Origin of the sequence: Microbacterium sp. 1.5R, from assembly GCF_007667425.1 — a bacterium.
In the GTDB taxonomy this organism is placed as follows: domain Bacteria; phylum Actinomycetota; class Actinomycetes; order Actinomycetales; family Microbacteriaceae; genus Microbacterium.
Genome location: NZ_VDRC01000002.1, coordinates 120604 through 134902, shown reverse-complemented (window position 1 = coordinate 134902; position 14299 = coordinate 120604). Strand labels below are relative to the sequence as shown.

The following is a 14299-nucleotide window of genomic DNA, read 5'->3' as shown; positions in this document are numbered from 1 at the left end:
CGCCTCAGACGGTGAGGGCCTTCGCGAAGCACAGCGACAGGTCGCTGCCGACGTAGTGCCCGTAGAGCGGGATGGGCGTGTAGCCCTCACGCGTGTAGAAGCGGATCGCATCGGGCTGCGCGTCACCCGTCTCGAGCACGAGACGACGGATGCCGAGACCGCGCGCCTCGTCCTCCAGGGCGCGCAGCAGGGCCGCTGCCGCACCGGTCCCCCGCGCCTCGGGCGTCGCGAACATGCGCTTGATCTCGGCGACCGCGTCTCCGAGATCCGGGTCGTCGAGCGGGCGCAGCCCCCCGCAGACGACCGCCCGGCCCTCGGCGTCGCGAGCGACGAGGAACACCGGGACGTCGTCCGCCGAGGGGATGATGCCGGGCTCGTGGTCGTCGCTGCCGTACCGTGCGTCCAGCTCACGTCGCTGCGCGGCCCGCAGGAGCACGGCATCCGCGTCCTCCCACTCGACACGGTGGATCGTCACGCCCATCAGTCCCTCTTCCTCGTCCCTGCGTTCACGCTATCGGGACGACGTTTCGGCGATGTTGCGACGATCGGGTCAGATCCACCCGCGTTCCTCGGCCAGCAGCACGGCCTGCTGCCGCGTGGCGACCGACAGCTTCGCCAGCACGGCGGAGATGTGATTGCGCACGGTCCCCGGCGCGAGAGACAGCGCGCGGGCGATCTGCCCCGTCGTCTCACCCCGCCGGCCGGCGCGCAGCACATCGAGCTCGCGGTCGGTGAGCGGCGAGCGCTCGTCGCTGAGCGCGTCGGCGGCGATCTCGGGGTCGACGTAGCGCGCACCCGCCGCCACCCGGCGGATCACGTCGGCGACCTCGTCGGCGCCGCGCGACTTGGGGAGGAAGCCGGATACGCCGGACGCGAGCGCCCGTCGCAGCACACCCGGGCGTGCGTGACGGGTCACCACGACGCACCGAGTGGCGATCGCCCTGTTCAGCCGCTCGGCGACCTCGACCCCGTCGAGCCCCGGCATCTCCAGATCGAGAAGGCAGACATCCGGCGTGAGTCGCAGCGCCTCGGCGACCGCCTGCTCGCCGTCCTCGCACTCGGCGACCACGTCGATATCCCCCTCCAGACGGAGCAGCGCGGCGAGCGCCGAGCGGATCATCCCCTCGTCGTCGGCGAGCAGCACCCGGATCATCGTGGCCCTCCTCGGTCCGCGTCGTCGCGCGAGGGCACGGTGACGACGACCGCGAACTCGCCACCCTCGTCCCGCACCTCCAGCGTGCCGCCGACCTCGGCGATGCGCCGCTTCATGCCGTCGAGGCCCGATCCAGCGTGCTCGCGCAGCGCACCGGGATCGACGTCGTTCACGACCTCGTACCGCCACCCCTCGCCCGCGCGCGCGAACGACAGCCGCGCATGGCGACCCGCTCCGTGCCGGAGCACGTTGGTCGTCGTCTCGCGGATCACGGGTCCGAGCGCGGACGCCGGCGCCTCACCGGCATCCGGAGCGATCTCCGCCTCGACGGCGATCCCCGCAGCGCTGAGCAGATCGCGGGCGTTGGCGACCTCGTCGCCGAGCGGGACGGACCGGAACCGCGTCGCGAGATCGCGCGTGCCCTGCCTCGCGTCGTCGACGCTGGCGCGTGCGGCGCGGAGCTCACCGAGCGCGGCGTCCGGGTCGCGAGGCATGAGCCGCTCGGCGAGCTCGAGCTGCAGCGCGATGACCTGCAGGTGGTGGCCCTGCAGGTCGTGCACGTCGGTCGCGATGCGCAGCCGCTCCTGGGTGGCGGCGAGGCGTGCCTCCGACGCGCGCGCCCGGTCGAGGGTCACCAGCACGTCCCACCACCACAGCGACGACACCGACATCGCGGGGATGACGATCGCGTAGAGCGTGGGAATCCAGTCGGGGATGCCGCCGCCCAGCGCGCCGCGCGCGCCGTCGACGAACGCGACACCGATCATCACGAGAGTGGCGAGCCCCACGACGCGCACCCGCACACCGCGCTGCCAGTTCAGCAGCACCACCGACTGCGCGACGGGCATCACACCGAAGAGCCAGCTGTTCGCCGCGAGGCCGGCCGCGACACCGTAGACGACGGCCACGAGCAGCGGCACGGCGATGCGCGCCCACGGGAAGCCGGGGCCGTTCTCGACGCGGTGCCGGTAGGCCGACAACAGCACGGTCGTCGACGCCAGCCAGACGATGCCGCCGATGCCGACCACGACGATCGCCGCGGGCTCGACGGGAGTAGCGAGCACCCGGAGCGCCCACGCGAATACGAGGAAGACCTCGATGAACACGACGGCGGTGACCGTGTACCACCAGGTCGCGGTGATGCCGCGGGCGAGAGCGCGCGCGCCGGGCGGCGGGTCGCCGAGCGGAGAGGCGAGGGCGGAAGAGCTGCTCACCCCTCCCACCCTAGGTCCGTGACAGTTGTCATGGATGCCGCGTGCGAACCGCCCGGATTCCGGTGACGGCGCGACACTGCCGCCGGCTCCTCCGACGCGATGGACTGGGGTCATCAGGGCGGAGACTCCGCCCTCCCCGACCCCCAGGAGCTCCTCATGAACCTCGTCGAGACCTTCCAGAACCTCGTCGCCCAGGTCCCCGAACTCGTACAGCCGCTGATCGTCGCGCTCGCCGGCGCCATCCCCTTCATCGAGGGCGAGGGCGCCGCCGCGATCGGCATCATCGGCGGCATCCACCCGGTCGTCGCCGCCATCGCCGCGATGGCGGGGAACTTCCTCTGCGTCGCGATCCTCGTGATCGCCGGCGCCGGGGCGCGCAAGGCGATCGTCACCAGGGCCCGCAGTCGCGAGGCCGTCGCGGCAGGCGGCGGCTCGCTCGCCGAAGCGGATGCCGAGACGGACCGCAGCACCGCCCGCCGCGCGAAGTTCCAGCGCGCGTTCGAGCGATACGGCGTGCCGGGGGTGAGCCTGCTCGGCCCGCTGCTGCTGCCGACGCACTTCACCGCGACCATGCTCGCCGCCTCCGGCGTCGGCAAGGGCCGGGTGCTCATCTGGCAGGCCGTCGCCATCATCCTCTGGACCACGGCGGTGTCGATCATCGTCGGCGGAGCGATCTACGCCGTCCGCTGACGCACGCTGCGGCTGTTCCCGTCGCACTTCGTGCCGTCGAGATCGGATCTCGGCGGCACGAGCTGCGACCGGAGGGCGCCAGGCGCGGCCCCTCAGCGCGCGGTGCGCGGCGCGAGCGTCGACAGCAGCTGCAGCTTCTCGTGGCTCTCCGTGCCCGGAACGGCCGTGTACACCAGCAGCAGGTGCGACTGCACGGGGTCGACGAGAGTCTGGCAGGCGAGTTCGATCTCGCCGAGATCAGGGTGCACGAAGCGCTTCGTGTCGCGGGGCCGGATGCCGATCTCCTGGCGTTCCCACGCGGCCCGGAACTCGGCGCTGCGCTCCGCCAACAGCCGGGCGTACTCGGCCGCCCGCGACTGCGGGCCGCGCAGCGAGACGAGTTCCCGGAGCCCCGAGGCCCAGAGCCGCACGAGGAAGTCGTGGTCGTCCGGGTGATACAGCGCGCGGGTGCGCGCATCGGTGAACCATCGGAACCCGAGGCTGCGCTCAGGGCCGGCGAGGCCCGCCGTGTCTCCCGTCAACGCGACGCCGAGCGGGGTCTGCCGCAGCGTCTCCCCCAGCTCGGTGACGATCTCGGCCGGGGTGTCTTCGAGTCGGTCGAGGATGCGCAGCATCCCGGGGCTGATGTGCTCGCTGCCCGCCCCGCTCTGCGGAGGACGATGGCCGGCCAGCCGGAAGAGGTGGTCGCGTTCGTCGAGCGTCAGGTGCAGACCCTGCGCGATCGACGACAGCATCTGCTCGGAGGGCTGCGGACCGCTCCCGCGTTCGAGACGCGCGAGGTAGTCGGGCGACATATGGCTGAGCGCGGCGACCTCCTCCCGACGGAGTCCCGCCGTGCGGCGGCGGGTCCCCCGAGGCAGGCCGACGTCCTCGGGCTGCAGCACCTCGCGGCGGTGGCGCAGGAACTCGGCGAGAGCGTCGCGGTCGATCGGCATGTATCCCCCTGGTCGTCTGATCGATCCTCACACGGCTCGGAGGCGGCATCCACTGATCGTCATGTCCTGGATACCGCGCGCGGTCGCGGCGAGAGTGGACGACGACAACCGAGGAGCACACCATGCCACGACGCACCATCGACATCACCCTTCCTTCTCTGACCGGCCGCCGCGCCGTCATCACCGGCGGCAGCGACGGCATCGGACTGCGCATCGCCTCGCGGCTGGCGCGAGCCGGCGCGGAGGTGATCCTGCCCGTGCGCAACACCGCGAAGGGGGATGCCGCGGTGCGCGCGATCCGCGCCGAATCCGCCGACGCACAGGTGCGCACGCTGCCGCTCGACCTCTCGTCGCTGGAGTCGGTCGCCGCGTTCGGCGCGGCGATGCGCGCCGACGGGGCACCGATCCACCTGCTCGTGAACAACGCCGGGGTGATGACGCCCCCGGAGCGTCAGACCACGGCCGACGGATTCGAGCTGCAGTTCGGCACGAACCACCTGGGCCATTTCGCCCTCGTCGCGCACCTGCTGCCGCAGCTTCGCGAGGGCGAGGCACGGGTGACGTCGCAGCTCAGCGTCTCGGCGAACTCGGGAGCGATCAACTGGGATGACCCGAACTGGGAGCGGTCGTACCAGGGCGCCCGGGCGTACAGCCAGTCCAAGATCGCGTTCGGGCTGTTCGGCCTCGAGCTCGACCGACGCAGCCGCGCCCACGGGTGGGGCGTCAGCAGCAACGTGGCGCACCCCGGTGTGGCCCCGACGAGTCTGCTCGCCGCCCGTCCGGAACTCGGCCGGGAGCGCGACACCGCGGGGGTGCGCCTCATCCGCTGGCTGTCGGCGCGCGGCATCCTGCTGGGGACACCCGAGACCGCCGCCCTGCCCGCGCTATACGCCGCCGCCTCACCCGAGGCCCGAGGCGGTGCCTTCTACGGCCCGAGCGGACCCGGCCACCTCGGCGGCGCTCCCGCCGAGCAGCCGCTGTACTCACGGCTGCAGAGCGACGACGACGCCCGACGGATCTGGACGCTGTCGGAGAAGCTCACGGGAGTGGAGTTCCCGCGGAGCTGAGTTCCCGCGGGGTGGGTGCCGGCGGGGGTGCCGGCGAGGGACGACGGGGGGCAAGCGCTCGCTCGACGACCCGCGGGGCGTCCCACGGGTCGTCGAGCGAGCGGAGCGAGACGAGACGCGCTACCTCGTCAGCGTGAACCGGATCGTCGTCGCGTTGCCGGCGACGTCGCGCACGACGAGCGTGTTCTCTCCGGCGACGGCTCCGAACGATCCGATGACGACGTTGTTGAGGTCTGACCAGGGGTTGTCGCTGAGGTCCTTGACGACGCCGTTCAGGACCGCGAGGTCGATCCTGCCCGGGTCGTGGAGCTTGAACGAGACCTTGCTGTAGACCCCGTCGGCGCCGACCGTCTCGGTCGCTCCGCCCTTGACCGTGACGGTCGGAGGGGTGACGTCGAGCGTGAAGGCGACGGTCGTGGTGTTCCCGGCGACGTCCGACACGACCAGCGTGTTGGCGCCCTCCACAGCCCCGAAAGCACCCGGCACGACGCCGTTGAGGTCGGACCAGACGTCGTCCGTGAGGTCCTTCTCCACGCCGTTCAGCGTCAGTCGGTCGATCCTGCCCTCGTCGTGGAGCTTGAACGAGACCTTGCTGTACACCCCGTCCCGCCCGACGGTCGCGCCCGTCTCGCTCTTCACCGTGACCTCGGGCGCGACCTCGTCGACGGGTGCGACCGCGGCGGTCGTGACCGTCAGATCGCGCAGCCGACCGAAGTTGTCGAACGATCCGAAGCCCACCCGCCCCGTCGGGAAGGTCGTGTCGGTCGCGGTCATCAGCGGCGAGGCCAGCCCGTCGACGTACACGGCGACCTGTCCGGTGTCCGCGCAGCGGATGAGTCGCACATCGTGCCACTCCTCGTCCGTCACCGCCGGCGGGGCGCCGATCGTGCCGTTCCACTGGTCGTCGATGCGCTCACGATCAGCCCCGTCGACCTTGAAGATGCCGTTGTGCGGGTAGATCGTGTTGTCCTTCGACAGGTGGGCGTAGTAGTACTCCGTATCCGACTGCCAGCCGAAGACGAGGATGACGTCGCGGTTGTTGACCGACGCCTTCTCATCGAGTCGCACCTGGGCGGTCAGGTCGAACGAGCCGAGCGCATCGCCCTCGGTGAGCACGGCGTACTCGAACGGTCGACGGATGCCGTCCCCGGGATCCGTTCCGGGCTCGGTGAGGATGATCTGGTCGCCGGGGAACTCCCACTTCGCAGGGGTCCGAGGCGCCCAGTTCGCGGCATCCATCGCGTCGGTGATGACGGCGCCCTCCGGAGTGCACGGCGCGGGTGCCGGCGGCTGGCTCGGCGCCGCATCGTAGAGCGCGTACTGCGCGGCGATCTGCGCGGCGGTCGGCACCGTGTCGAGCAGCATCACGTCGTCCATGCGCCCGTGGAACGGGTTCGCCTCACGGGTGTTCTGCGGGAAGCTGCCGCCGATCTTGATGCCGGCAGGCACGGTGTCGGACGTGGCTCCCTCACCCCACGGGTTCGCTGCGGTGTAGCGGCCGGCCAACTCCTCGCCGTTCATGAACAGCTTCATCTCGCCTGCGGCGAAGTCGAAGGTCGCGGCGAGGTGCACCCACTGCCCCTTCTGCAGAATCTCGTCCCACGGCAGGTCGGCCGCGAACGTCCATGACCCGCCGCCGTCGAGACGGCGGCCGAGGGCGACGAGCTTCAGCTCGCCGTCGACCGTGATCACCTCGAGCAGCGCCCGCACGGCGTGGCCGTCGGAGGTGCCGGTGAGCACTCCGGCGAGTCCGATCGCGTTGTAGACGTCGTCGGGGTTCGCGGTGTTCGAATTCAGCGCCGGGTGATCGCCGGTCGGCTTGAACCACCCCATGACGGCCGCCTGCTCGGCCCCGGCGAACGCCGAGAGCGAATCGACGCCGGCGGGGTCGTAGACGCCGGCCTTCCAATCGTCGTTCGATGCGGTGCGCGGACTCATCTGCTGCGTCTGCAGCGCCTTGCCCGCGCCGGGGTAGGCGCTGTCGGCCACGCGCATCTCGACTCCGCCGTTGATGAGCGAGATGTCGGTTCCTGAACGGCCCTGGTCGACCTCGACGGTCGCGTTCCCGGCACCGGGGTGGTCGAAGTTGTGGTGGGTCACGACGCTGGGCGCGAGCTCGGGGAGCACGAACGGCGACGCCGGGGCCCCCACGTCGCGGGCACCCGTCACCTTCCAGATCTTGCCGTTGGCCTTCGACACCAGGTACAGCTCGCCATCGGCATCCGACCCGAACCGCAGGTCGACACGGGTGTCGCCGACGAGGTCCTGGAACGTCGTCTCGACGCCGTCCGCGAAGACCCGCAGCTGCTCGATGGTGGCGAGGTCGTCGATGTCGCCGTCGTTGCGCACCATCTCGTCGGCCTGCGTCGAGAGCACCCATCCGCGCACGAGGTCGGTGAAGAGGTAGCGGCCCTGCAGCTCGGCGATGTCGCCGCGATACACGAACCCGCCGTTCACGGCCACTCCGGCATCGCCCGTCTGCCCCGGGTCGCGGTTGTGGTCGTAGGCCGCGACCGGGTACGTGAACCCGTACTGGTCGTCGTCGGCCGGAAGCGGGAAGATCTGCCGGTTCTCGGCGAGGAACGATCCCTCGCGCACCGACCAGCCGAAGTTGTCGCCCGGCTCGACCGCGTAGATCGATTCGACCTGCCATTCGCCGATGTGCGCGAGGTACATGGTGTGGTCGCCCTTGGGGTCCCAGCTGATGCGGTGCGGGTCACGCAGGCCCAGCGCGTAGATCTCCGGAAGAGCGCCGGCCTGACCGACGAAGGGGTTGTCGGTCGGCACGCCGTACTCGCCGTTGGCGCTGTCGGACCCGGTCGGGTCGATGCGCAGCACCTTGCCCTGCGGGGTCGCGAGATCCTGCGGGTTGCCGTTGCCGACGCCGTTGCCGCCGTCTCCGACGAGGATGTAGAGGATGCCGTGCTCGGCGGTGCCCTGCTCTGCCGTCGGGTTGAAGGAGATCTGCTGCACCGTGTGCACGCGTCCGCCGAAGGGGATGCGCATGACCTCGCGGTGCGTGCCCTCGAACGTCTCGGCCGCCGGATCCGTCGCCGTCCACTCGGTGATGACGCTGTGGAACTGCGTGTTGCCGTAGGCAGGGAAGTCGGGGGCGTCTTCAGTGAGCGCCGTGCCGCCCTCGGTGTGCACCGTGTAGAACAGGCCGTTCTCGGCGAAGTCGGGGTGGAACTCCGCCGCGCCGAGTCCGGTGCCGAGACCCGCGCTGTTGTGGAAGTTGTCCACGAACTGGTCGCGCACGTTCAGGTACGGCACATACTCGCCCGATTCCCCGTCGACGAGGTACAGGATCGCGTTGTTGTCCGGCACCATCAGGCGCCCGGATCCGTCCGGCACCTCGTCGAGGTGCGTGATGCGGTTGTGCCGCACGAGTCGCTGATCCTGGGTGGCGGGCGTCGTCTGCGACTCCGGCAGCTGCGCCAGCTCGGTGACCTCGATGCCGAGGGAGGCGAGCTCGGGGTCGGGCAGTGGGTTGAGCAGCGGCTGCGCCGGCGTCTCCCCCGGCGCGCAGTCGCCCTCGTTGCCGGTGGCGATCGCGAGGTTCTCGCCGGTGGTGTCGACGGCCACGTCGTCGAGCAGCAGGCGGCCGGCGCTCGACGCGCCGTTCTTCCAGAAGAAGCGGTCGAGCGACCCGTCGACGGCCTGACGGAATCCGAACTGCTGCTCGGTGCCCTCGGGCAGGCGGGTGATCTCGTCGTACGCGCCGCCCTGGCTGTATACGGCGACCTTGTCGTTCGCGTTGTCCGCGACGATCCAGACGCACTGCCAGGCGTCGCGCGACCAGACGCCGGCCGATCGGAACGCTCCGCCGTCGCGGACCCGCAGCACATCGTCGTTCTGGTTGTTCACGTAGGCGCGGCTGTTCGAGTAGTCGTTCGGCGCATCGACGTCGGTGAGCCCGAACGACGTGTCGACGCTGCCCGTGCGCAGGAACCGGAAGAACAGCGTGCCGATGTCTCCCTCGGCGATCGCGGGGATCTCCCGGTACGCCTGCTGCCCGCCGCCGACGGATTCCACCACCTGGTTGTTGCCGTTCAGGGGGTCGGCCACGACCTGCGGGGCCGCGGAGGCGACCCACCCGTCCTGACCGTTCAGCGCCGTGCGCTGGTAGTCCTCGAAGTCGATCAGCTCGGTGAACGGCTCGGCGGCTGCGGCGGGGGATGCTGCGAGCAGTCCGCCCACCATGATCGCCGCGACCGCTCCTGCGGCCATCCGTCTGCGTGTTCGTCGGGACGGCTGGGCACCGTCCGTCCGCCCGCTCGTGCTCGTCGACCGCATGCTTCGTTCCTGCATCAGAGACCTCTCAACGTCGTCGTCGTGTGGTGTCGTGCCGAGGGGACTGCTGCCTCGCTCCGGGGCGGCACTGCAGCGGAGTGGACGATCGCGGCGGGTGGGCGGACGAATCGCCGACGGGCCTGGTGGGTGAGGGACTAGTGGTTGGCGGCTGGCTTGCCTCCGAGGTAGAGCGCGGCCAGAGTCGGGTCGGCCAGCAGCTCGGACGCCGGCCCGGAGATGTGCACGCGTCCGAGGTCGAGCACGCACCCGATGTCGGCGGTCTCGAGAGCGCGGCGGGCGTTCTGCTCGACGAGCAGCACTGCGGTGCCCGCGTCGCGCATTCTCACGACCTGCTCGAACACCTTCTCGGTCGTCTTGGGGTCGAGCCCCATCGACGGCTCGTCGAGCAGCACGACCTTGGGGCTCACCATGAGCGACCGCGCGAACTCGACCTGCTTCTGCTGGCCGCCGGAGAGGAGCCCGGCGAGCTGCTTCCACCGCTCCCCCACGATGGGGAAGAGGTTCTGCACGAACTCGACGCGCTCCTGGATGACCGCCTGGTCCTTCAGGGTGAACGCGCCGAGCATGACGTTCTCGCCGACGGTCATCTCGCGGAACACGCTGTGCCCCTGCAGCACGTGCGCGAGGCCGTTGCGCAGCATCGACTGGGGTCCGTCGCCGGTGATGTCGCGGCCGTCGACCGAGATGCGGCCGGACCGCGGCTTGAGCATGCCGCTGGCGACCTTCAACACGGTCGACTTGCCCGCGCCGTTGGGTCCGACGAGGCACACGACGGAACCCGGCGGCACCTCGACCGTGAGACCGCGGAGCACCAGTGCGGCACGACCGTAGCCGGCCTCGATGTCGCGCAGTTCGAGCAGGTTCTTCGCTTCAGACTCCAAGGTAGGCCTCCAGGACGCGCGGATCTTGCTGGATGATCTCGGGGGTGCCCTCGGCGATCGGCCGCCCACGGTCGAACACGACGACGTGATCGCACAGGCTCATGACCATCTCCATGTTGTGCTCGACGATGATGAAGGTCTTGCCCTCGTCGTTGAGCTCGCGGACGAGCGTGGCGATGCGGCCGATGAGGGCCGGATTCACGCCGCCGGCCGGCTCGTCGAGCATGATCGTGTCCGGCTCGCCCATGAGCACGCCGGCGAGCTCCAGGAGCTTCTGCTGGCCGTAGCTGAGGTTGCGCGCCTCGGCGTGCTCGAGGTGGTCGATGCCGACCCGCCGCAGCCACCCGCGCGCCCGTTCGAGCTCGTCCGGATCATGCGCCGACCGCAGCTGCTGGCGGATGCTGGTGCTGCGCACTGCGACCAGCAGGTTCTCCATCACGGTCATCCGCGGGAAGACGCGGCACAGCTGGAAGCTGCGGCCGATACCGGCCCGCGCGATGCGGTCGGGAGACTTGCGGGTGATCGACTGGCCCCGGTAGCTGACCTCGCCGGAGTCCGGCTTGATCATGCCGGTCACGCAGTTGAAGAACGTCGTCTTGCCGGATCCGTTCGGACCGATCAGGCCGTTGACCATGCCCTCCTTGAAGCTGACGGTGGCCGCGTCGACCGCGGTGACACCGCCGAACTTCTTCGTCATCGAGGCCGTGCTGAGGCTCTCGAGCGTGGTGGTGGCGGCGTTCATGCTGACGTCTCCTTGCTCGCGGCATCCGCTGTCCGCTTCTCGTTCTGCTCGAGCAGCTGCGCCGCGGTGACCTCGCGGATCGAGGCCTCGTCTGACTTCCTGCGGAACAGCGCGCCGACCGCGGGGATCACCCCGTCGGGCATGAAGAGCACGACGATGCCGAGCAGGATGCCGGTGGCGATGAGGTGGAACTGCGTGTCGCCGAACTCGAGCTTGAAGTACTCCAGCGCCACGCCGACGACGACCGCGCCGAGCAGTGGTCCGAACAGGTTCCGCACGCCGCCGAGCAGCGCCATGAGCACCATGTACGAGCCGATGAGGATCGAGAACTGGAAGATCGGGTCGAGGTCGCCGAACCAGAGCGCGTACAGACCGCCACCGAGCGCCACGAAGAACGCCGACAGGATGTACGCGATGAGCTTGTACCGGGTCGTCGGGACGCCGAGCGACTGCGCCTTGTCCTCGTCTTCGCGGATCGACTTCAGCGCCGTGCCGAACTTCGACCGGTCGATGAGCCACCAGGTGAGCAGTGCGAAGGCGAGCACGGCGACGAAGAGGTAGAAGAACACGCGGTGGTGCTCGGGTCGCAGCATGCCGGGGAACGGGCGGGGCACGTTGAGCCCTTCGGAACCGCCGGTGACATCGCGCCAGCTCTGGAAGACGAGCAGCATGATGAGGACGAAGGCGATCGAGACGATCACGAACGACGCCCCGCGCACCCGGAGGGCGGCGATGCCGATCGGGATGGCGACGACGGCCACGAGCACGGTCGCGAGGATCCACGCCACGAAGCCCGGCAGCGCCAGGTACTTGATGAGCAGGCCGGTGCCGTAGGCGCCTAGGCCGAAGTACGCCGCATGCCCGAGCGAGATGTACCCGGTGAAGCCGCCCATGAAGTTCCACCCCGTCGACAGCACGGCGTAGTTCAGGATGACGACACCCGCCGACAGGATGTACGGGTTGGGGGCGATCGTCGGGAACGACAGCACGAGCGCTGCGCCGACGACGAGGAGCACGATGCGCACCCACTTCGCCGACGGGCGGCGGACGGGCGCTGGTGGAGCGATGACGACCGTCTCGGTCGCGATCGGTTCGCGGCTAGAAACGCTGGGCAAGACGACCTCCGAAGAATCCCTGCGGGCGGAACATGAGCGTGGCGAACAGCGCGACGTAGAACACGGTCTGCGCCCAGGTCGGCCCGAGCGGCAACTGCAGCAGGCTCTGCGCGATGCCGAGCACCAGCGCCGCGATCGCCGCACCGGGGATGCTGCCGAGACCGCCGACGACGATGATCGCCATGAGCGGACCGATCCAGTGCCAGTGCAGCGACGGGTAGATCGTGGCATCGAGCGACAGCGCCGTGCCGCCGATCGCTGCCGTCGCGAGACCGAGCCCGAATCCGTACCCGGCGACGCGGTCGGTGTTGATGCCGACCAGACGCGCGGCCTCAGGATGCTGGATCGTCGCCCGCAGCGCCTGTCCGAACTTCGTGTACTTCAGCAGCACGAACAGTCCGGCGAGCGCGACGGCAGCGAGCCCGAACGCGATCAGCTTGACCACCGGCACCTGGGCGCCGAAGACCTCGAGGCTCGCACTGGCGTACGGCAGCGGGATGCGCCGCTGCGTACCGGTGAAGAAGAACCCGAGGGCGCCTTCGATGATGAGCGCCACCGCGAAGGTGAGCAGCACCGACATCATCGTGAGGGTCAACGGCTTGAGCCTCGACACCAGCAGCCGCTGCATCACGACGCCGGTGAGGAAGAACAGCGGCACGGTGACCACGAGCGACACGAGGGGGTCGACGCCGGTCTCCCGGTTGAACCACCACGCGAGGTAGGCGGCGAGGATGAGGAACGCGGAGTGCGCGATCATCACCACCCGCATGATGCCGAAGTAGAGGGTGAGCCCGGCGGCCAGGAGGGCGTAGAGCCCGCCCAGCAGCACGCCGAGGATGAGGCTTTGAAGGAGGAGGGATCCGCTCACGATCTACGGATCACCACGTCGGCTTCGGGAAGACGAACTCGGTCTCCTTGACGTCCTCCGGGAGGACGATGAGGATCTCGCCGCCGACCCACTGCTGGATCAGGTGCGCACCGGTGGGCTTGCCCGTCTCGTCCCAGCTGAGCGGTCCGACCACGGTCTCGACCTCGTTGCCGCGGAGCCAGTCGATCAGCTCCTGCTGGCAGTCGCCCTGCTCGGCGCAGCCGACGGCTTCGACGGCTGCGGCGACGACCTGGCCGGTCGTGTAGGCGTTCGCCTCGTCCTCCGACGGCGGGTTGCCGTGCATCTCGGTGTACTTCTCGACGAATTCGACGTTGCTGGGGAACTGCGACTTCGGCGAGTATCCGGTCGGCGCGAGGATGCCCTCGGTCGCCCCGCCGATCGCCGCGGCGAACTCGGGGTTGGTGGGGGCGGTCGAGAAGGCCGCGAGCTCGGGCTGATAGTTCAGCTGCTGGAGCGCGATGATGAGGTTGACGGCGTCCTGGTACTGCGTGCCGCCGATGACGATGTCGGCATCCGACTGCGCGATCTTCGCGGCGATGGTCGAGAAGTCCGTCGTGTTCGGCGGGTACACCTCGTTCACGAGGATCTCGACGCCGGCGTCCTCGAGCTTGTCGCGGAGTCCGTAGGCGGTTCCCTGTGCGAAGGGGTCGTCCATCGCGGCGACCGCGGCCGTCTCGGGCCGCTGGTCCTCCGGCAGCGCGAGAAGGTAGTCGGCGAGGTTGTTGTAGTGGTCGTTCGCGATCGCGGGCGCCGCATAGAAGAGGTTGTCGAAGCCCTGCTCGAAGACTTCCTCGGCGGCACCGGCCGGCTCGACGAAGAGCATGCCGTACTCCTGGGCGACGCGCGCGGAGGGGACGACGAGGCGGGTGGAGAACGGACCGAAGACGAGGTCGACGCCGTCCTGCGCGATGAGCGACTCGTAGTCGGAGACGACGCGGTCGGCGTTGGACTGGTCGTCGAGGATCTTCAGCTCGACCGGGCGGCCGAGGAGTCCGCCGTTCTCGTTGACGATGTCGCGCCAGGCTTCGTAGCCGCGCTGCACCCCCTTGCCCGGCTCCGAGAAGTCGCCGGTGAGGGGAAGGGAGATGCCGATGACGATCGGATCCTCACCGCCCTCACCGCCCGTCTGGTCCCCGGCTCCGGAACAGGCCGAAACAAGCAGTGCGGCGATCGTGGCCGTGCCGATCGCGCCGGCGATCCGGCGGCTCTTGCGGCGTGCAGTCATGCGCGTGTCTCCTACGTCATCGTAAGCGAAAGCGCTTTCGTAAGCGCTTCCGTCAATATACTGGGATACAAACG

Annotated in this window: 12 protein-coding genes; 2 read left to right on the top strand and 10 right to left on the bottom strand. The window is 69.8% G+C overall.

The annotated features are described in order from the left end of the window. Positions 1–4: 4 nt before the first annotated feature. From FSY98_RS11570 to FSY98_RS11560, 3 genes are all read right to left on the bottom strand, one after another. On the bottom strand, positions 5–481 hold the full coding sequence (locus tag FSY98_RS11570; RefSeq protein ID WP_144876834.1) for a GNAT family N-acetyltransferase: 477 nt from the start codon (positions 479–481) through the stop codon (positions 5–7). Between the two features lie 69 nt (positions 482–550). Beyond that, entirely contained in the window at positions 551–1153 is a 603-nt protein-coding gene (locus FSY98_RS11565) for a response regulator transcription factor (protein WP_144876833.1), read from the bottom strand. Further along, positions 1150–2367, bottom strand: coding sequence for a sensor histidine kinase (locus FSY98_RS11560; RefSeq protein WP_260857384.1), 1218 nt, complete (start codon positions 2365–2367; stop codon positions 1150–1152). Before FSY98_RS11560 ends, FSY98_RS11565 begins: the two co-directional genes overlap by 4 nt. Before the next feature lie 156 nt (positions 2368–2523). Between FSY98_RS11560 and FSY98_RS11555 the strand changes: the two genes are divergently transcribed. Next, positions 2524–3057, top strand: a complete 534-nt coding sequence (locus tag FSY98_RS11555) for a small multidrug efflux protein (protein WP_144876831.1) — start codon at positions 2524–2526, stop codon at positions 3055–3057. Between the two features lie 92 nt (positions 3058–3149). On the opposite strand, the gene FSY98_RS11550 is transcribed toward FSY98_RS11555, so the two are convergent. Continuing rightward, on the bottom strand, positions 3150–3992 hold the full coding sequence (locus FSY98_RS11550) for a helix-turn-helix transcriptional regulator (protein WP_144876830.1): 843 nt from the start codon (positions 3990–3992) through the stop codon (positions 3150–3152). Between the two features lie 122 nt (positions 3993–4114). On the opposite strand from FSY98_RS11550, the gene FSY98_RS11545 reads away from it, so the two are divergent. Then, complete coding sequence (locus tag FSY98_RS11545; protein ID WP_144876829.1) at positions 4115–5059, top strand: SDR family oxidoreductase; 945 nt, start codon at positions 4115–4117, stop codon at positions 5057–5059. Positions 5060–5179: 120 nt separating this feature from the next. Here FSY98_RS11545 and FSY98_RS11540 read toward each other — a convergent pair whose 3' ends face one another. From FSY98_RS11540 to FSY98_RS11515, 6 genes are all read right to left on the bottom strand, one after another. Then, complete coding sequence (locus FSY98_RS11540) at positions 5180–9289, bottom strand: PQQ-dependent sugar dehydrogenase (protein WP_260857383.1); 4110 nt, start codon at positions 9287–9289, stop codon at positions 5180–5182. Between the two features lie 218 nt (positions 9290–9507). Continuing rightward, positions 9508–10254 (bottom strand): ABC transporter ATP-binding protein, encoded by a 747-nt coding sequence (locus FSY98_RS11535; protein ID WP_144876827.1) that lies wholly within the window; start codon positions 10252–10254, stop codon positions 9508–9510. Continuing rightward, positions 10244–10996 (bottom strand): ABC transporter ATP-binding protein, encoded by a 753-nt coding sequence (locus FSY98_RS11530; RefSeq protein WP_144876826.1) that lies wholly within the window; start codon positions 10994–10996, stop codon positions 10244–10246. Before FSY98_RS11530 ends, FSY98_RS11535 begins: the two co-directional genes overlap by 11 nt. Continuing rightward, positions 10993–12111 carry a branched-chain amino acid ABC transporter permease gene (locus FSY98_RS11525; RefSeq protein WP_260857382.1) on the bottom strand — a complete coding sequence of 373 codons (1119 nt, stop codon included), beginning with the start codon at positions 12109–12111 and terminating at the stop codon, positions 10993–10995. Before FSY98_RS11525 ends, FSY98_RS11530 begins: the two co-directional genes overlap by 4 nt. Continuing rightward, on the bottom strand, positions 12095–12979 hold the full coding sequence (locus FSY98_RS11520) for a branched-chain amino acid ABC transporter permease (protein ID WP_144876825.1): 885 nt from the start codon (positions 12977–12979) through the stop codon (positions 12095–12097). The genes FSY98_RS11525 and FSY98_RS11520 overlap by 17 nt, the downstream gene beginning before the upstream one ends. 10 nt (positions 12980–12989) lie before the next feature. Next, entirely contained in the window at positions 12990–14225 is a 1236-nt protein-coding gene (locus FSY98_RS11515; RefSeq protein ID WP_144876824.1) for an amino acid ABC transporter substrate-binding protein, read from the bottom strand. Between the last annotated feature and the right edge of the window lie 74 nt (positions 14226–14299).

What these genes read in the sequence shown, in the direction of transcription:
- FSY98_RS11530 (WP_144876826.1), bottom strand. Translation starts at nt 10,996, where the DNA reads ATGAACGCCGCCACCACCACGCTCGAGAGCCTCAGCACGGCCTCGATG.
- FSY98_RS11565 (WP_144876833.1), bottom strand. Translation starts at nt 1,153, where the DNA reads ATGATCCGGGTGCTGCTCGCCGACGACGAGGGGATGATCCGCTCGGCG.
- FSY98_RS11570 (WP_144876834.1), bottom strand. Translation starts at nt 481, where the DNA reads ATGGGCGTGACGATCCACCGTGTCGAGTGGGAGGACGCGGATGCCGTG.
- FSY98_RS11540 (WP_260857383.1), bottom strand. Translation starts at nt 9,289, where the DNA reads ATGGCCGCAGGAGCGGTCGCGGCGATCATGGTGGGCGGACTGCTCGCA.
- FSY98_RS11545 (WP_144876829.1), top strand. Translation starts at nt 4,115, where the DNA reads ATGCCACGACGCACCATCGACATCACCCTTCCTTCTCTGACCGGCCGC.
- FSY98_RS11555 (WP_144876831.1), top strand. Translation starts at nt 2,524, where the DNA reads ATGAACCTCGTCGAGACCTTCCAGAACCTCGTCGCCCAGGTCCCCGAA.
- FSY98_RS11515 (WP_144876824.1), bottom strand. Translation starts at nt 14,225, where the DNA reads ATGACTGCACGCCGCAAGAGCCGCCGGATCGCCGGCGCGATCGGCACG.
- FSY98_RS11550 (WP_144876830.1), bottom strand. Translation starts at nt 3,992, where the DNA reads ATGCCGATCGACCGCGACGCTCTCGCCGAGTTCCTGCGCCACCGCCGC.